Origin of the sequence: Bdellovibrio bacteriovorus, assembly GCF_002208115.1 — a bacterium.
GTDB classification, from domain to species: domain Bacteria; phylum Bdellovibrionota; class Bdellovibrionia; order Bdellovibrionales; family Bdellovibrionaceae; genus Bdellovibrio; species Bdellovibrio bacteriovorus_C.
The window spans coordinates 1,383,107-1,402,421 of sequence record NZ_CP020946.1 but is presented as its reverse complement, the minus strand read 5'-3'; the positions used below and the strand labels follow the sequence as shown (position 1 = coordinate 1,402,421).

The window sequence follows — 19,315 nt, the reverse complement described above, 5'->3', positions numbered from 1 at the left end:
GAGACAAGCATGAAACGTCGTGCTTGGCGCTGAATGAAGAAAACGTAAATAAAGAAATCGACCCAGGGGCTGCCTTGGGACAGGGGAAGGGCTCCTTGAGCCGTTCGCCGAGTTCCGCAGCAGCTCATCCCGAAGGGATGGCGTCCGCGAGGACTGTCTGAAGGCGAAAGGTTCAAGGAGCCCTTCCCCTGTCCCAAGGCGGTCGCTAGGAAAGATGAGGCTTGTATGTTGTTTCCTGAAATTACTCCTGCGCAGAAACGTAAGAACTTTAGAGATGCTTTGAAGTCTGGCAAGCTTTTGCAGATGCCGGGGTCTTGGTCTCCGCTGGTTTCTATGGCGATTGAAAAAGCGGGATTTGATGGGGTTTATATTTCTGGCTCTGTGCTTTCCAATGATTTGGGTTACCCGGACATCGGTTTGACTTCTTTGACTGAGGTCGCTCAGCGCGGTCGTCAGATTGCCCGCACGACAAAACTTCCGACTATTATTGATATCGACACGGGTTTTGGTGAACCAATGTCTGCGACTCGCACGGTTCAGGAAATGATCGAGATGGGTCTGGCGGGTTGCCACATTGAGGATCAGATCAATCCGAAGCGTTGTGGTCACCTGGATGGCAAAGGTCTTGTGACTCGCGATGAAGCGGCCCGTAAGGTGGCGGCGGCAGCTCGTGGCAAAAAGATGGATGAAAACTTCCTTTTGATCGCTCGTACAGATGCGCGTGCTGTTGAAGGTTTGGATAAAGCCATCGACCGTGCGAAAGCTTATATTGATGCGGGTGCGGATTGCATCTTCACCGAGGCTTTGGAAAACGAAAAAGAATTTGAAACGTTCCGTAAGGCGGTGAACGTGCCCCTTTTGGCGAACATGACCGAGTTCGGCAAAGGTCGCCTGTACACTTACGAAGAGCTTTCCAATCTTGGTTACAACATCGTGATCTATCCGGTGACGACGTTCCGTCTGGCGATGGGTGCGACGGTGGCGGGCTTGAATGAAATCAAAGCCAAAGGCACTCAAGAGGGTCTTTTGGACAAGATGCAGACTCGCAAAGACTTGTATGCACTTTCCCGTTATGACGAGTACAACTCTTTCGACACCAGCATCTTCAACTTCACTTTGAAATAATCCGCAAGGGAGGCCACAAGCCTCCCTTTTTTTTGCCTCGGGCACGCAAAATCTAAAAGCCCTCATAAATTGCAATAAACTTGGCATTAGCCTTAATTTGCGGACATCATGTCTGCAAAAACCAAGACGCAAACTTCGACCAGAGTCTTAATTGTCTTTTCCAAGGCGTCAGAGCTCACATTCTCTTCTAAGATAGATCAATGAAGAAAGAGTTCTCTTTACAGACCAAAATTGCCCTGCCCATTCTAACAATCACTTTCATCGCTCTGGGACTTCTAACCTACTTTTCAGCATCACGCAGTTTTAAAACCGCGCAAGCCGATGCCGAGTTCAAGGTCACAAAATCAGCTGAAGCCTTTGCCAACGCCTTCAAAGCGGATTTGGATACAAGCCTTATGGTGGCGCAACAAGTGGAAGCCTACCTGGGCACCATGCGCAAACAACACTCCAAACAGCGCGCAGAGGTCAATGCCGTTTTAAAGACCATGCTTGAGCAGGCCCCGTCTGTCTTTGGTTTGTGGGCCACCTTCGAGCCCAACGCATTCGACGGACAGGATGCTCATTATCTGGGACAGCCGGGTTATGAAAAGATCGGCGGGTTCGGCCCGTACTGGAACCGTTCGGGTGAAAACGGATCCCTGACCTGGGAAAATGACATCAACTACAACGGCGAATTTTACCTGGCCCCTAAAAATGCAGGTCATCGCATTCTGACTGAGCCCTACTATGACGAAGTCAATGGACAGAATCTGCTGATGTCCTCTGCAGCGGCTCCCCTTTATGACGGTGAAAAGTTGTTGGGGGTTGTGGGTGTGGATCTGCTGCTGTCCCAACTGGACAAACAAATCTCGGCCGTGAAACCCTATGAAACATCTGTCGGCTTTCTGATTTCAGACCGCTTCAATTATGTCACTAATCCAGAGCCCAGCCAGGTTGGGAAAGCAGTCACTTTGCCATTCGCCGAGGCCGAGTTTAAACAGGCCTTGCGCGAAGGCCGCCTGCTGCTTAAGTCCGGCCGGGACAGCCAGTCCGGAGAGGAAATCCTGAATCTGCTGGTGCCGGTTTCCATTCCCTATTCAAAAACATTCTGGGGAGTGCTGATTTCAACGCCCGTAAAAACAGTATTGGCCAGTGCTTACTCCCTGCTATGGAGCCAGTTGATCGTGTTTCTGATCTGCCTTCTGGTGATGGGCGTTGCGGTCTTTATGATTTCCCGCCGGATCTCCCGTCGGTTCACAGCTCTCACCGCCAGCCTGGATCAGGCTGAAAACGTGGTGACGGCTGCGATCGACCAGCTCAGCCGCGCCGGCCAGAATCTGGCCCAGTCCGCAACAGAGTCCGCAGCCTCCATCGAAGAAACCGTGGCCAGTCTTGAAGAACTGACTTCCATGGTAAAAATGAATGCCGACAATGCCAAGGAAGCCGCTCGCCTGTCGTCGGACTCCAATCAAAGTGCGGAACGCGGTAACACAGAAATGAGCGCCCTGGTCGGCGCCATGGATGAAATCACGGACTCTTCCAAAAAAATCGCCGAAATCAACGGGGTCATCGATGATCTGGCTTTCCAGACGAACCTGCTGGCGCTGAATGCCTCGGTGGAAGCCGCCCGCGCCGGAGAACACGGCAAAGGCTTTGCCGTGGTGGCTGATGCCGTCAGAACCCTGGCGCAAAAGTCCGCGACCGCCGCCAAAGACATCAACAGTCTTATCAATGACTCCATTGAAAAGGTTCAGCGCGGCAGCAGCAAGGCAGAAAGCTCCAATACCAACCTGAAAGAAATTGTGGATTCGGTTCGCAAGGTCAGCCATCTGAATGGTGAGATCTCTTCAGCCAGCGACGAACAGTCCACCGGTATTCAGCAGATCAGCAAAGCCATGAATTCTCTGGATCAGGCCATACAGACCAATGCCGCTTCGGCCGAGGAGATTTCAGCCACGGTTCAGGAAATCCTGAACCAGGCCCATGTGATGAAGACTGTCGTGACAGAGATGAACACGGTGGTTCACGGGAGCTAGGCGGCGCTCAGCACCTTCACCGTCGAATTCATCACTTCAGATTTTTCACTGATGTGGGCGGCGGTGTTCACGATCTCGCCGGCTTCCGCCGCATTGCTTTGAATGACCTGATCCAGCTGGTTGATGGCCACGTTGATCTGTTCAATGCCAGCGGACTGCTGCTGGCTGGCGTTGGCGATTTCTGAATTCAGTGTCGCCACTTTTTCAATACTTAAGGACATCTGTTTCAACACATCCCCGTTGGCGCGAACCAAAACCGTCCCCTGCTTCACCTGCACCACGCTGGTGGAAATCAACTGGGTGATATCTTTGGCCGCCACGGCGGACCGCTGGGCCAGCGAGCGCACGGCCTCGGCCACCACCGCAAAGCCTTTGCCGTGTTCGCCGGCGCGGGCGGCTTCCACGGAAGCATTCAGCGCCAGCAGATTTGTCTGGAAGGCAATATCGTCGATGATTGAAATAATCTCTTCAATTTTCTGGGACGAGGACTCAATCTGGGTCATGGTCTGCACCAGTTCCAGAATTTTTTCCTCGCCCGTCTTGGCCAGACGTGCGGAATCCCCCGACAACATTGCCGCATTCTGGGCGTTGCCGGTGTTTAAGCGCACCATCGAGGTGATTTCCTCCAAAGACGCCACCGTTTCCTCGATCGAAGCGGCCGCCCGGGTTGAGGATTCTGCCAGTTGGCCACCGGTGGAATTCAAATGCTGAATATCCTCCGTGATCCCGGCAGAGGATGTGCTCAACCCCTGGGACAACGTTGAAATCTTTTTCTCGGAACGCTTGGCGCCAAAGTACACCACAGACATCAGCATCAGAAGACCCACCAGAGAAAACCCCAGTTGTCTCCAAAGTGACGCATACGCGGAAGCCAGAATGGTTTTTTCCGGAGTGCGGATCACCAGAGTCCACTTCTGCGAAAGATCATAGATCGACACCGGCATCACCAGGAAAAATTCTTTGCCACGTTCGGTATCAATGTCGATGCTGCCGATTTCATGCTTTTGCAACAGGGCCTGCAAAGCCGCTCCGGCTTTATATTCCTGCATCACCTCGTCCTGATGGGGCCCGGCGACCACCATCATTTTATCCGAAACAAGGAAGGACTGGGAATCAGCAAAAGGACGGATCTCTGCCACCAGTTCTTTGATTTTATCCAGACTGATATCAATGCCCACCAGGCCCTTGGCGGTCCCATTCTGCACAACCGTATAGACCGCGGAAGTCATCACCAGCTCTTTGCCGTTGACCGTGTCCTTGTAAGGCTCCACCAGCATGCTTTGTTTGCTTTGCATCGGCTGGAAATACCAGTCGCCCAGATCCGGGGTTTCTTCATTCAACAAGGTCTTAAAAATAATCTCATCACCCTGACGGACCCACCACGGATACACCCGTCCGGTCTTTTCGTGATATTCGGTGTTGGCAAACTGCGCGTCTTTCCCATCATAGGCATTGGGCTCCCAGGCGGACCAGGTCGCCAGATACTGGGAATCACTTTTCAGCACTTCACGCAACAACTGATAGCTTTTCCTGCGATCCTGCTGATGAGTTTCAGTCTCCATCGCAAAATGGCGCCCGACCACTTCGGCCTGAGCAAAAGATTTATCCAGATACGATTTAATCTGCTGGGCATATTTGCGGCCCATCTCTTCAGACATCGAGTGCGCCGCCTTTTTGGCGTCCCTAAACGAGTCCTGCACCGCAAGGAAGGCAATGCCTCCCAGCACCACCGTTCCGACAAGAGCGATAGGCAACGTTAACTGTTGAGTGAATGAAAGTTTTCTGAATCCACGGAAGAACATACGACAACTCCAGCTTTATCCGAACCTGGACAGATTCGGATGAAAAACTGGCAATAGAGAGAGGACTATAGTCCAAATCCCCTCTCAAATTTGATCTTTTTTCAGAATACTCCCCCGTTGGGATGAGGGACTTTAGTGCCCGCCGGCCGTCATTTTCAGACCAATGATGGAAATCAACAGCAAAGCTAGGAAGAACAGGCGAGCCGGGGTCGCAGCCTCATTGAACAGGAAAATCCCCAGAATCGCTGCCCCCAAAGCGCCGATTCCCACCCACACACCGTAAGCCGTGCCGATGGGAAGCACGGTCGCCGCCCGCGCCAGCAAAAACATACTGCCCGCAAGTGCAACCAGCGTCAGAACACTGGGGACGAGTTTTGTGAAACCTTCGGTGTATTTAAGGCCGATAGCCCAACCGACTTCAAGAAGACCTGCGATTGCCAAAATGATCCATGCTACTGTGTTAGACATACCAACACTCCTTTCGTTAGAAAAAAGCGTCGTCTTGTCCTGACCGGGTACGTCGCACATCGTCCGGGCACATCAGTCGCAGAAACTGAAATACCCGATCATTAAAGCGCAAAACAGGCAAAAAGTAAAGTTCAGACTCATTTGGGAAAGAACGGGCTTGCTCTTCCCTTCCTGCGCCGCCTCGTTCTTGACCCGTCCCCAATGGCGGACTAGGTTCAGACCTATGCAAAAGCTTAAAGTGTTTCTGTCAGACAGTTTGAATCCTCACCTTAATCTGGCCACGGAAGAATGGATCTTTCACAATCTGGATCCTTCCCAGCAGGTGCTGTTCCTGTGGCGCAACGAAGAAACCGTGGTGATCGGGCGCAACCAGAACCCCTGGTCTGAATGCAACCTCGCAAAAATGAAAGACGAAAAAGTTCACCTGGCCCGTCGCACGACGGGCGGTGGCGCGGTTTTTCATGATCTGCAAAACACCAACTTCACCTTCCTGTCGCCGAAAGAATCCTATAAGCGCGAAAACAATGTGCAGATCATCTTTGATGCCTTGAAGACTTTCGGCATTCAGGGAGAGGCTTCCGGCCGCAATGATCTGCTGATCCCGTTCCCCGATGGTCCGCGCAAGTTCAGCGGCAGCGCCTACCGAGAAAAAAAGGACCGCGCTTTCCATCACGGAACCTTGCTTTTGAATACCGACCTGACCCGTCTGGGAAATTACCTGACACCAAATCCCAAGAAACTTCAGGCCAAGGGCAAAGAATCCGTTCGCGCCCGCGTGGCAAACCTGACGGAAGTATCCCCGGGGATCAATCACGATCAGATCGTGATGACCATGGTGAAGTCCTTTGAAAAATTCTATGCGGGCAAAGCCGAAGTGGAATCCCTGACCATGGATAGTTTAAAACTGATTCCAGAACTGAAAGAACAGTACGACTTACTTAGTTCCTGGGACTGGCTGTATGGCAACACCCTCGAGTTCAGCCACAAGATGGATGAATATCTGGCACTGGGCTTTTTTGATTTCCATTTCAAAGTGGAAGACGGACAGATCAAGGATTTGAAAATCTACACCGACTGTCTGTATCCGCATGTGGTGGAAGACGTCACCGCAGCTCTGCGGGAAAAACCATATCGCGGCGAAGCCGTGCGTGAAGCCCTTATGAGTGTTCGTGCCAGATATCCGGATCTAAATCTGGGTTTGTCAGAACTTGAAGAGTGGCTGTGCCGACAGATTGAAGTTTGATTAAGGGTTCAAATCATATTCCGCCACGGCACCCAGTCCATTCTGTGAATACTGGAACATCAGTTTGTTGCGGGACTCTGAATAATGCAGCTGTCCCGTACATGTCATTGTCGTGTTTGGCAGTGGCAGCTCCGTCATTTGATTTGAATTGTTCAAATCATATTTATAAATCTTCCCGTCCGTACCACAGACATAGAGATTATTTTTGCTAAGCCCCACATTACGGTCTGTTTCCAAACCGCGAATTCCCCGCCCTAATGGAATCAGTGTCTCGATCACCCCGGCACCGTTAAAGTCAAAGATCACAACCCGGCCCGTGGTATTTTCATAAGCCAACCATTTGCCTGTCGCAACATCGTATTTGCCTTGATTATTTCCGCTGTCGCGCAATCCCGGTGCATTACAAGAACCTTTAAGCGTCGCCCCGTCCGCACAGAATGTCGAGCCCGCGACGACATTACTTCCATTGTCAGGATATACAATCTTGGTACTGGCCTTGGTGCTGATATTTACAATACTCATATAAGAATTCACATGCCCCAAGGTACCGCTGTAAGAGAACGTATTAACCAGAATATGACCGTTCCCGATACCGTATGGAAGCGGACCATAGCCATATATTTTTGTCGTCACATCTTCCCAAAGACCGGTGGCTTTTACAATTCGTGCCAGCAAACTGCCAGACCGAGGATAATAAATATCCCCTGTGAGCTCATCAATGATGAAGCGACCCGGCTGACTATCGCCAGTCACATGAATCGATTTTTCCGCCGCCACAGAGCTGTCTGGAGCCTCTCCGGATACTTGGTTGCCCGCCACAGTGGAAACATTCCCACCAATAGGAATCTTACGAATGCGCGCATCCGCAAGATCAAATAAATAAATATCTGTTCCCTGAAGCTTCACATCTGTCAGACCGGCAAAACGCACCAGCGAACCTTTCGTTCCATCTTCCGAACCCAATGAATCCCCGGCCAATGTGCGAATCTTATCCTGTCCATCAATCGTGCGAATGGACTTGGTTTTTCCGTCTACATAAAAGATCTGCCCCTGTGAATTGAATGCCAGACTGGAAGCCGCAATCGCACAGGTGTCGGCCGACGATCCATCGGCGCAGGTTCCGTGCGCATTGGCGCCATAAACCCGGTCCCATCCTAATGTAGATCTGTTAAAGCGATAGATGGCTTTTCCGTTCACCGAGCGGTCGGAGGAAGCGTAATACAAATCTCCTCCTTTGCTGTTGTAAAGCTTCATGGTTTCACGACGACCCGCTGTCACCACCCAGTTGGGTGCCGGCAACTTTACCGCCCCGGTCACTGGATTGGCTTGGGCATAACCTTTCCATTCACTGGTATCCCCATAAGGGCAAGCTCCACTTGCACCGGTGCTTTGAACTTTCATGATCAAGCTGTCTGCATTCCCCGACGAATCAAAAGTCACACCATAGTCCTGATAACCGCATGAAGCATTGTCTTGAGTCGCAGAGAAGGTGTTTCCCACCCCGGAAATAGTGACCGTGCTAATCGCTCCGGTGCTGGCTTTGTACTTGCGAATTTTTCCGGATGTCCCCTCACCGCGGAAATAGATATCCCCGTTGGGCGAAATGGACAGACGACTGATATTGCTAGAGGGATTATAGTTGGTGGCAATCGCCACACTGTCAGAAGCATCGCCGCCACCACCCAACAACGTGGAAATCGTCATCGGATCAGCCTTGGTATTCACTTTGCGCAGGCGTTTACCATCGGCGATCAACAGATCATTATTGTTATCAGCCCAGATGCCGGTCAAACCACTGAACTTGGCATTGCTCAAGACACCACCATCGCCCGAAGAACTGGCCGCTTTAGTTGCGATGATTTCATAAACACCCGTCACCGGATTCACCCAAGCCAGTCCGCGAGTGTCTATCACAAAAATCCGTCCATCATCCAGAACGGCCAGACCATAATTTGTATCCGGCAGAATGACAGCCGACTTCGCGCTGGAGCCCAAGCCCAAATCCGTATTTCCTGCCAGAAAACTCACTTTGGATGAGTTCAGCGGCTGGCTTAGACCCATGGTAATAAAGCCTTTCAGATCCGTGATTTGCACTCGCACTTTGAAATACGTGGCTGCTGGTGCTGAAAGCACCACACATCCGGTATAACCGCCATCCAAACTGCAGGAACCATTGACCGCATCGGCATAGCTACCTGTGGGGCCGCCACCAAAGGTGGTGTCGTCCGTGGTATAGCTGACTTTAATTGCAGAAGCTGACAATCCGACAGTACTTGCCACTTTCCATTTCACATAAACTGGCGAGCCGGAACCCACCGTCAAATCCGCCTTGGTCGGCGGAGAACTTGGCGTATCCGTCGAAGTCACCTGCAACGCCTGAATCACGGGAGGAGTCGGTGAATTGTATGTCACTGAACCATAATCAATCGCCGTACCGGTATTCGTTGAGATATTCCCCACCGCATCCATCAACCACACATAAATCGGATAGCTGCCTGACACCAGGCCCACATTGAAATACAACGACGTTGGATTGATGTTCTTCCCCGGGTTCACACCATAGGCACTGATATTCACCCAACAATTATGAGTGGACGTCGGAGGCACATGGCTTGTCTGTAAGCAGATCTTTTGAATGTCCGTTAAAGAATCTGCGGCCGTCAACGCCACTGGGATGTTATTGTTTCCAGACGTCACAAGACCACCGTTCACCGTCAGGGAACTTAAAACCGGCCCCAGGGAATCAATAATAAACGGATTCGAATTCGCCGTTGTGGAATTCGCGGCGGCATCAACAAACGTCACGCGCACACGAGCCTGATCCGTGGAAACGACTGGCATTGCCGCCGTCGTCAACACATAAGCTGTGGCCGAGTTCGCGCCCGCAGTTACAATCTTGGTTCCCACGCTGCTCCACGCCGTGCCATTGTAAACTTCAACGTTAAAACTGCTGCCCGCGGCCGGGTTGGCTTCCGTCATTGTCCAGGACACCGCCTGCGTGCTGCCGCCTTTTAAAGACGGCATGGATGCCACATTAATCACCGGCCCCGTTGTATCCTTAACAAAGGTGCGCGCGACCGTGGTGAACGTATTACCGGCGGCATCCGTCTGTGCAGCCTGCAAAGAATAAATCCCATCTGCCATTGCCGACAGATCGATCGTGGCACCCCAGACTGCACCGGTACAAGGTGCACTTGCCGATGTCACACCGGAAAGAACCACGGCCGTGCCTTCTTCCGAACAAGTTCCCCCTACGGAATAGCTGCCCACATTGCTGCTTGGAACCACAAAGCCATTTGCTACCGGCGTAGTCACACTGATCACCGGAGCTACCGTATCCACGGTCCATGTGTAAATGCCTGCCGCCGAACTATTGCCGGCCGAATCCACAGCATAAATGGAAACCGTATGATTGCCTTGAGAAAGGCCCGTCAAAGCCCAAGGACTGGAGCAGGCATTGTACGCCCCCCCATCGAGCTTGCATTGATAGCCAAGGACTGTTCCGCCACCGGTATCACTTGCGGAAAACGCAAAAACCGGGCTGACTGTATTGGATTTCTCTGCCGGCTTCGAAGTGATCGTCAGAGTTGGAGGAGTTAAGTCCACGGTCCAAGTGTAGCTGGTCACTTCAGAAGTATTTCCAACAGAGTCCACCGCAAAAACTTCAAATGTATGAGTTCCGGCCGTCAAAGAACTGAAGCTGACACCGGACGCGCAACTGGCCGCTGCAGCCGTATCCAGACGACAAGTATAACCTGCCACCGTTCCTCCACCGACGTCACTGGCTGCAAAGGTAAAGCTCGCCGTTGTCAGATTCGTGACGGAAGTGGGGAAAGTATTTAGGGTCAGGGTTGGAGCCGTCACGTCCACTGTCCAGGACTTACTCTGCACAGCGCTTTCATTGCCCGCGGCATCCACAGCTTTTACATTAAAAGAATGTGCGCCTGCTGCGAGATTCGAAAAATTCTTCGGACTGACACAGGCACCAAAAGGTCCCCCATCAAGCTGACACAGATAATAATCAAGGCCCGCCCCCCCACTGTCCGTGCCGGCAAAGACAAATTGAGCCTCGGTGCTATTGACCAGAGGCGCCGGCGCACTACTGACAGATAAAACGGGAGCTGTCGTATCAATCAACCAATTATAAACGGCGGCAGTGCTGACGTTGGAGTTATTATCCACCGAGCGCACAGAGAACTGCTGAGATCCTGCGCTCAAAGCCGAATAATTTTTGGGTGAGCTACAGGCCGCCCAGGTCCCACCATTCAAACTGCATTGATATCCGACGATAGAACCCCCTGGAGGAGGAACTGCCGCAAACTCAAAAGACGCCGTCGTCAGCTTGGTGATCGGCTCCGGGTTATGAGAAATCGAGGCCATTGGAGTTGAGGTATTAATCGTCCAGGAATAGCTGACCGCAACACCGTCGTTGCCGGCGGTGTCCCGCGCGCGCACTTTAAAGATGTGCCCGCCGTCAAGCAAACCCGAATAGGATTTACCAGAGCTGCAGGCGCTAAAACCGGCCCCATCCAGTTCACAGAAATAACTGGCAATGCTGCCGCCGCCACTGTCCGTCGCACTGAACGAAAAGCTTGCCGTCATCGCATTGGTCAAAGTCGGCGGTTTGGCTGAGATCGTCGTCACCGGAGCCGCGGTATCCACAGTCCAAGTATAACTTTGAAGACCTGAGATATTTCCAGCACCATCCAATGCGCGCGCGCGGAAATTGTGCGTTCCCGCAGTCACCACATAGGACGACAAGCCAGGACAATCTGCGAAAGCCGCATTGTCGATACTGCACTGATAAACGCTGACCAAAGATCCGCCCACATCCGATGCCGCCAATTCAAAAGTCGCACTTAAAGAATTAGTGATGGAGGCCGGTGTCGACACCAGGCTTAAAACCGGTGCGGTCAGATCCACGTTCCAGCTTTTACTGACAACTGCGGAGCTGTTACCGGCAGTATCCACAGCTCGAACCGAGAAAGAGTGATGACCCTGGCCAAGACCTGAATAAGATATCGGACTTGAACAAGCCGTCCAGGCCCCAGTGTCCAGTTTACAGTCAAAACGTTCAATGACTCCACCGCCATCATCGCCGGTGAACGCAAAGCTTTGAGTGCTGCTTTTCTGATGAACCGCCACGCTGGTTGAAATCAAAGCCGTCGGCGCAGTCGTATCCAGCCGAACCCCATAGACGGACGGCACTTGCGACACGACCCCAGCAGAGTCTTTCGCCCACAGATAAATATTTTTTAAACCATCCCCGGCCGAAGCCAGATTGAAGGGCACGTCCTGCCCTCCGGGCTGCGTACAGAGAATCGGAAACACCGCCGTCGCGGTGGGTGCCGTGGCCTCTTCCGTTAATAAGAGAGAGCTGAAGGATTCACACCCAGACAGGGCCGCTCCAGTATTGATGGTGACGATCACAGACCGGGTGGATATCGGCACACTGCCTGATACCAAAGGCAATGTGATCGCCATCGTCGGTGCCACCGGCAGCACATTATTGCCGATCACCAGAGACCTCACCAGACGCTGAGTCGGACGGTTTGTATCAAGGCCCCCGGCCCCGTTGCTTTCGCCGACGGTCAAAACCAGTTCATGCACCCCCTGCTGATTGGCACTCGCAGTGTAGGAAATATTTTTAGCAGAACCAAGAATGATACCATCCAATTTCCATTCATAGGCAATCTGATACCCAGAGGACCAGTGAAGAGCCTCCACGCTCAGCGCTATCGCACTGTGCTCCATGGCATTGGAGGGAATGGTCACATCCAAAATTTCCGGAGCCGCCGAAGCCAGTACATCCGGATGAGAACCAAATATCTCGGTGAACTTAGCCAGTACAGAAGCATCTCCGGTCAAACGACTGTAAGCTTCTTCCAACGAAGATGAAGTGCTGAGCAATGTAATCAGATGATTCACATTCTCTGGAGAGGCCTTCAAAGCTTCAACCATTTTATCTTTTTGATTGGTGTTCATTAAATAGGAAATCAACGACGAACCCATGCTGATATCCTGCTCTTTACTGCCGGTCACTGGGCGCAGATAAAGTCCACTGGAACAACCCGTCACCTGCAATAGAAAAGAATCACTAAGAACGCCTCGAGTAAGCAGACTGCCACCCAAAGACTTCATGGACACCGAAAAGCTGCCATCTGCAGCCACCGCACCAGAATCCACGGCTGGTTCCATACGATTACCCGCGCCATCGACTTTATAAAGATGCACTTGCGGAGCCGCGCAGGACAACGCACTGACCTTTTGCGAAAGAGCTGAGTCAGCAGAATAGTTATGAATCTTACCGGAGATGATGGAGTTTTCAGCCGGCACCCAATTAAGAGAATCGGCCGTACAGGAAGCCAACAAAGTCACCAGCAACCCTCCGCGAAGACTGTTGAGAAGAACTGCGTAAAGGCGACTCGTTTTAAGACTGATGGTACGTTCTGGCTTATCCATACTGCCCTTATCGGGCGATTAACGTGAATCTTCTGTTACTTTTTGTAAAGAATCAATAAAAGGTGTTCCTTAAGAGTTTCCAATGAGATCGCGAGATGCAACGAGCTTCAACACGAGGGGAACTCAAACAATTTAAACCAAGGTCCTGCTCTGACGGCTTAATACTTTTGCCTCCGTGACCGACATTGAATAATGATGCCCACCAAATTAAAGCGCTGGAAATATGCAATTACAGGAATCATTATCGCGGGACTCACGATGGTTGCGTACTACCTTCCTTCCATGCACTCCTCAAATCCAGCCGATCAGGAGCTTGCAACACCAACGGAACCTCAGAACAGTGACAACTCCACTTTATCCGATCCTTCCAGTGACACTTCTTTGCCTGTCACGGACTCTCCAGTGAACAACGAGGTCAACTCGGTAAAAGACGTGAAGCTGCCAAAAGCCGTAGACAGTTTATTTCCGGTACAAATCAGAAAGCCGCACACTCCGGTCATGACCGAGAGAAATGCAACAATCTCCAATGCGCCGGATACCACACAAACATCAAGCAACGAACCAAATCACCCGCCACAGGTAAGAAAACTGACCTTGTCGGCAGGGATTGGTTCGAACTATCTGAAATTTGACCAAACCAACTCCAATGCGCAGGAATCCGGCCAATTCAGTGCAGTGACGTCACCGACGTTCATGGCGGAAGCCCGCCTGCAGTGGAACGACAACTGGATCTATTCTTTTTCTTACAATCAGATGCCCGGTAAAATTCAGACCCCCACTTCTGTGACCATAGATAAAGACGACTATACCTGGAGCTATTTCGGCGCTGAAGCCATGCGCAAAATCACCGAAGGCCCCGCTGGCACCCAGTTCTATCTGCTGGGCGGATTGCAACGTCATCAAATGCCTTTCCTGGTCGGGGGATCCGCGACGGATGTGGCCCTGATTCAGAATCAGATCGTGACCGCGTCTTTGGGTGTGCGCATGGAATGGCAGCTCCAGAACAAATGGTTCGTTGAATCATTCCTGCATTATCAGACGCCCCTTAGTGCAACATCCAGTAGCGGAAACTTCCAAATTGCCAGCGCGACTTCATTTGATGGACTGGTGGGACTCTCTCGCCCGCTTTCAGATCAGTGGCGCTTTGGCGTTTACTGGTTTGGCCAATCACATAGCTTTTCCTATGACTATTCCTCGGCCGACCACTCGACAGAACGACAAGGCACGCAGAAGTTATTCAATTCAGATCTGCAACTGCGCCTTAGTTATCAGTGGGATCTTTCCCGTCCTTAGGGCCTACAGTTCTTGCAATGAATCTAAACAAGAATTCTGAACCTCGACAAAAGCAGCCAATCATCCGCTTCTGATTTGGCTGTGCCTATATCAATAACAAGAAATTCCAACTTAGACCTGAGTCCATTTTACATCCGTTTCAGAATCATTAATTTGGCTTAATCTTTTAGACCATTGTTACGATACAAACTGTATGAAAACAAAAGTCACCGCCTCTAAAAATATTCTTGCGGCCTTTTTGCTCGTTTCAACTCTCGCTGCGTGTGCCCCATCAACCTCTGACGTCCTAAGCACAGCCCATCCGGGCACGGACACAGACAATTCCCAGTCGGTACCGGGGACGGAGGAACCGTCAACACCGACAACTCCTGAACCCGATGATGAAATCAAAGACAGCGCCAAGTCGCTGAAGATTCATGCCTTCGCCGACATGAACATCGACACCAGCGGCACCTATGCCAGCGCCACAATCTCGATTGTGAAATCCATGATCTTGCGTCAGCCAGCGGCTATTTTGGGTGTGGGTGATTACATCGACGGTGAAAAGAAAAGCCTTTCCGACAGCACCTATGTGAACATGTGGAATCAGTTCTCGAAAAAAGTTCTGTCCTTCATGCGCGATGCAAACATTCCGTTTTTGGCGACTCCGGGCAATCACGATGCCTATTATGCGCAGGAACGCCGTTTGTATGATTCCTTCTGGGGCAAAAACAAACCCAACGTGGAATACGTCGATGATGACAACTTTCCGTTCTATTACTCTTTCATCAAGGAAGATGTTTTCTTCGTTTCTTTGGATGATGCGAATTATTCAAAACTTTCCAACCGCACGGCCCAGTTGGCATGGTTGAAGGAACAACTGTCTTCCGCACGCGCCAAAGGGGCCCGGGCCCGCGTGGTCTATGGTCACATCCCTCTGTATTCGATTGTCAGCAGCAAAGCCAACAGCTCCACGGTTTATGAAAATGGTGTTCTGGCCGGTGAAAGACGGACCGCAGGAAGCAACACCTTGGAGGCCATCTTACTGAGCCACAATGTGGATCTGGTCATCTTTGGTCATTCCCATGGATTCTATTCCGGTCACTACACTTATCCTGATGGAAAAAAGTTACAGGTGGTTTCCATGCCGTGTGCAGGCAGCTCGCCCCGTTACCTGGTGGGCACCAGCACACGCACTCCGCAGGGCTATGTGGAGCTTGTCTTTTCTGAAACGAATCAACTGACCATTCGCTATTACAATTCATCTGGCACGCAACAAAGCCTCAGCTCCCTGCCCGCTTCACTCACGCTGGATGCAAAAAACGGCGTCAAGTACGTGCGCTGATTTTGCTTGCAATAAAGTAACTTGGTTTTTGATTTCGGCAGTCCTAGTCTCCGTGCTTCACAATACGGAGACTTTTCCATGTTTGCTGCATTTCTATCTTTCGCACTGATCAGTTCAAATGCCTACAGCTATCTGGATCCTCAATTTGATAAACACGCTGTAAAAACCTACAACATTGAAGTTTCGGGAAAAGCCATCCCGGAAAAGTGCTACCTTCTGCAAAGGTTCCCGGGCCTGGAAAACAAGATCAACAAAGACGAAGACGCTCTTTGTGCGATGAATCTGTACCCCACTCGCGGCGATCATCCCAAGACACAGATGTTTTATGGGTGCCCGAAAGTGAACAGCACCTCTGTCGCGGTGGAATTCTACACCGTCCCCAAAGGAATGACCGAGGCGCAATTTCAAAAAGCCGTCTGCCCTCTGACCCGTTCCGCGAAAAAAGCCCTGAAAGCCAAATCCGGCTATCCAGACAAAGAGGCGAAATTCAAGTTTGCCGCCCCCGGCGTTTCTGTGGGAAGCATTCTGGGTTATTCCCGTCTGACTCAGTTGTTTAAATCCGTGGACGTTCCACCCAGCGTTCTTCGCACGGTGAGCCTGGACACAGTTTTAGATCATGCTTTGGCCGGACGCTATCTGGGTTTGCAAATGGGCAACACCTATTTGAATCAATACTGGTACGATCAGATCGGCCATTTGGTTCGCGCAAAACACGGCAACGTCGCCCAACTGCCGGATGTGTACACGAAGCCACCTCACGGCCTGGGCATTGTTCCCACTTCATTCTACAAAGACGGCAAACGCCGCGGGCTTTCTGCGAACAGCACAGCTTACTGGACACCACGCATCCTGACCGAAGACAAACTGCAGGTCTTCGGCGTCCTGTCTGAAAACCCCGGGAACGAAGAACTGTATGCTGAGGCCTTCGGTTTAAAATCGGACAAGACCCGCATCGATCAGTTCCGCAACAGCAGTGTCTTTTGGCCTCTGCTGAAAGATCCCCGCCCTGTTTCCCAAATTCTGGGCAGCAACGAATTGAGCAAAGCCGGTCAGAAGATGCTGGGCATGCAGGATTCATCTGACATGCTGGTGATGGACTTCCTGCTGGATCAGGCTGATCGTATCGGCAACATCCACTACAAACGCCGCCAGTTCTTTAAAACTGCGCAGGGCACCTTGGACAGTATCTCGGACAAAAAATACAAAGAGCTTCTGGCGAAGCCCGCAAACACGTTGACCCCGGCTGAAGTGGAGGTATTAGGCGCCATCAAGCAAACCGGTGTTTCTTTGAAGGTCATGCTTCTGAAAGACAACGACGGTGGCTTTGACATGAACACCGCCAAAAAATACGCTCTGATTGCAGATGTCAAAAAAACCTCTGCCACATATGACAGTTGGAAGGACAATGCGGATCTGTTCCTGAATGCGACCATGGTGGTAAAACACTTCAGCCCTCAGACTTATAAGGGTGTGATGCGTTTGTACGGTCAGGTCTTTGGCACGCCTGAAACCCAATTGGCCATGGAAACTTATTTCCGCAACTCATTGCAGCTCACTGCGGCGGAATACAAGATCTTCAAAAACAATTTGCTCAGCTTGTACCGCGCACTTTACAAAAACTGCAAAAGCGGAAGTCTGTACCTGGACTTGGATATCAAGGATTACTTCTCAAACAACCCGAATCCGGTGCTGACGACAACACCGGGCGTGTGTGAAGGGCAGTTCTAGAAAAGGAACGGCCCCAGAGCGATGGCAGCCGGTACGATTTGCACCAGCGCTGCCCGCCATAAACGGCGTGACGACAAAATCAACACCAGGCCCGCCGCAATGATGGACACCAAACCATAAATCACCAGGGTGGTGCCTGCCGCGTGGGTGACCTCCCCTGTTCGCAAATGCAAACCGAGCAAAATCGCCACCGCCAAAAACAAGTTATAAAAACCCTGGTTAAAGGCCATCAGTTTGGTGGTCGCGGCTTCACTTTCCGTGACGCCAAAAGTCTTATTGGTTCTTTTACGCCCCCAAAGCAGGCTTTCCAGAGCAAAAATGTACACATGAATAAGTGCCGGAACGAGAGCGAATGATATTTCCATAGTCTAAGTGTGCGGAGGCCTTTCCCGTTCGTCAATCCCGCCGCTGCGCAAAGTAGAGTCCCTGCACGAACTCTTGACCGGCTTCAGGTGCCGCGCTAGCTTTGGTCGTTAATCATTAGCAATATAACGCACCGATTCCTAATCATTCGAATGGGCGTCGTCTGCGCGGATTTCGCCGGAGGAAAAATGGCTGAGTATATCAATCCAGATTATGTTCCAGAACCAGAGAAAATGAACGTTAAAAAGGGTCTTGATGGCGTTGTTATGGATACGTCTTCTGTATCCAAAGTAAACCCTCACACCAACTCTTTGATCTATCGCGGTTACCCGGTTCAAGACCTGGCTGAAAACTGCTCTTTCGAAGAAGTGGCATTCCTGATGTACAATGGCGAGCTGCCAAATGCAGGTCAACTTGCAGAGTTCTCCAAAAAGGAACGCAGCTACCGTGAAATCTCCACTACTTTGCTGAACGTGATCAAGGCACTTCCACAAAAATGTCACCCAATGGATTCCATCCGCACGGCTGTTTCCTTCCTGGGCGCTGAAGATGCACGTATCTGGGATTCTTCTCCTGCGACAAACATGGACAAAGCCATGATGTTGCTGGCGAAAATCCCGACCATGGTGGCTGCTGACTACCGTTTCAAAAAAGGTCTGGATTTCATTCCACCGAAAGCTGATTTGTCCATCGCGGAAAACTTCTTCCACATGTGCTTCGGTAAAGTTCCACAAAAAGAAGTTGTTAAGGCTTTTGACGTTTCTTTGATCCTTTACGCTGAACACAGCTTCAATGCTTCCACGTTCACGGCACGTGTTGTGACTTCCACTCAGTCTGACATCTACTCTGCAACTGTTGCAGGTATTGGTGCCCTGAAAGGTCCTTTGCACGGTGGCGCGAACGAAATGGTTATGCACATGATGAAGGAAATCGCTGATCCTGCAAAAGCAGAACAGTGGATGCTGGATGCTTTGGCGCAGAAGAAAAAAGTCATGGGCTTCGGTCACCGCGTTTACCGCTCTGGCGATTCCCGCGTTCCAACCATGAAAAAGTACGCTCAAGTTATGGCGGACGTGACTGGCGAACAAAAATGGATGCAGATGTACACGGCTTTGGAAAAAGTCATGGTTGATAAGAAAAAGATCTACCCGAACCTGGATTTCCCAGCGGGTCCTGCTTACTACATGATGGGCTTCGAGATCGACTTCTTCACGCCGATCTTCGTAATGGCTCGTACAACCGGCTGGTCTGCTCACATCATGGAACAAACTGCTGACAACCGCATCATCCGTCCTCTTTCCGAGTACGTGGGTGCTGAACAGCGCAAAGTGACTCCAATCAGCGAGCGCAAATAGTTTTTAACCAAAAGTTAAAACAAAAAAGGGAGCCTTCTGGCTCCCTTTTTTTATGCAAAAGTAAGCAGGTACCTTTTAAGAGGATGGTCAAAAAGGTCCTTATGCAAGGCGGAGGGGGTTCTCTGAAACGGAGGCAT

Annotated in this window: 11 protein-coding genes and 1 riboswitch; of the genes, 7 read left to right on the top strand and 4 right to left on the bottom strand. The window is 51.1% G+C overall.

The features are described 5' to 3' along the window. Positions 1-225: 225 nt before the first annotated feature. Both prpB and B9G79_RS06760 read left to right on the top strand, forming a co-directional pair. Entirely contained in the window at positions 226-1,125 is a 900-nt protein-coding gene (gene prpB, locus B9G79_RS06765; protein ID WP_038449736.1) for a methylisocitrate lyase, read from the top strand. Between the two features lie 200 nt (positions 1,126-1,325). Further along, on the top strand, positions 1,326-3,140 hold the full coding sequence (locus B9G79_RS06760; RefSeq protein WP_088564844.1) for a methyl-accepting chemotaxis protein: 1,815 nt from the start codon (positions 1,326-1,328) through the stop codon (positions 3,138-3,140). Here B9G79_RS06760 and B9G79_RS06755 read toward each other — a convergent pair. Continuing rightward, the gene (locus tag B9G79_RS06755) at positions 3,137-4,894 is read right to left on the bottom strand and encodes a methyl-accepting chemotaxis protein (protein WP_232469235.1); all 1,758 of its coding nucleotides are present in this window, start codon (positions 4,892-4,894) and stop codon (positions 3,137-3,139) included. The genes B9G79_RS06760 and B9G79_RS06755 overlap by 4 nt on opposite strands. A 180-nt stretch (positions 4,895-5,074) precedes the next feature. Then, positions 5,075-5,410: a quaternary ammonium compound efflux SMR transporter SugE gene (sugE, locus tag B9G79_RS06750; protein ID WP_088564842.1), complete on the bottom strand. Its 336-nt coding sequence runs from the start codon at positions 5,408-5,410 to the stop codon at positions 5,075-5,077. A 23-nt stretch (positions 5,411-5,433) separates the two neighbouring features. Next, positions 5,434-5,495: riboswitch (guanidine-III (ykkC-III) riboswitch) on the bottom strand. 138 nt (positions 5,496-5,633) lie between these two features. Here sugE and B9G79_RS06745 point away from each other — a divergent pair. Then, a complete protein-coding gene (locus tag B9G79_RS06745) occupies positions 5,634-6,653 on the top strand; it encodes a lipoate--protein ligase (protein ID WP_088564841.1) in 1,020 nt (339 codons plus the stop codon). Here B9G79_RS06745 and B9G79_RS06740 read toward each other — a convergent pair whose 3' ends face one another. Continuing rightward, positions 6,654-13,115, bottom strand: a complete 6,462-nt coding sequence (locus B9G79_RS06740; protein WP_088564840.1) for a hypothetical protein — start codon at positions 13,113-13,115, stop codon at positions 6,654-6,656. It abuts the gene before it with no gap. Positions 13,116-13,373: 258 nt separating this feature from the next. Between B9G79_RS06740 and B9G79_RS06735 the strand changes: the two genes are divergently transcribed. From B9G79_RS06735 to B9G79_RS06725, 3 genes are all read left to right on the top strand, one after another. Continuing rightward, on the top strand, positions 13,374-14,408 hold the full coding sequence (locus tag B9G79_RS06735; protein WP_088564839.1) for a hypothetical protein: 1,035 nt from the start codon (positions 13,374-13,376) through the stop codon (positions 14,406-14,408). A gap of 193 nt (positions 14,409-14,601) precedes the next feature. Continuing rightward, positions 14,602-15,732, top strand: coding sequence for a metallophosphoesterase family protein (locus tag B9G79_RS06730; protein ID WP_088564838.1), 1,131 nt, complete (start codon positions 14,602-14,604; stop codon positions 15,730-15,732). 78 nt (positions 15,733-15,810) lie between these two features. Further along, positions 15,811-17,460 (top strand): hypothetical protein, encoded by a 1,650-nt coding sequence (locus tag B9G79_RS06725; protein WP_088564837.1) that lies wholly within the window; start codon positions 15,811-15,813, stop codon positions 17,458-17,460. Here B9G79_RS06725 and B9G79_RS06720 read toward each other — a convergent pair. After that, positions 17,457-17,825: a DUF1304 domain-containing protein gene (locus tag B9G79_RS06720; RefSeq protein ID WP_088564836.1), complete on the bottom strand. Its 369-nt coding sequence runs from the start codon at positions 17,823-17,825 to the stop codon at positions 17,457-17,459. The genes B9G79_RS06725 and B9G79_RS06720 overlap by 4 nt on opposite strands. Before the next feature lie 186 nt (positions 17,826-18,011). Here B9G79_RS06720 and B9G79_RS06715 point away from each other — a divergent pair, with 186 nt between their 5' ends. Further along, positions 18,012-19,178: a bifunctional 2-methylcitrate synthase/citrate synthase gene (locus B9G79_RS06715; RefSeq protein ID WP_088564835.1), complete on the top strand. Its 1,167-nt coding sequence runs from the start codon at positions 18,012-18,014 to the stop codon at positions 19,176-19,178. Positions 19,179-19,315: the final 137 nt, after the last annotated feature.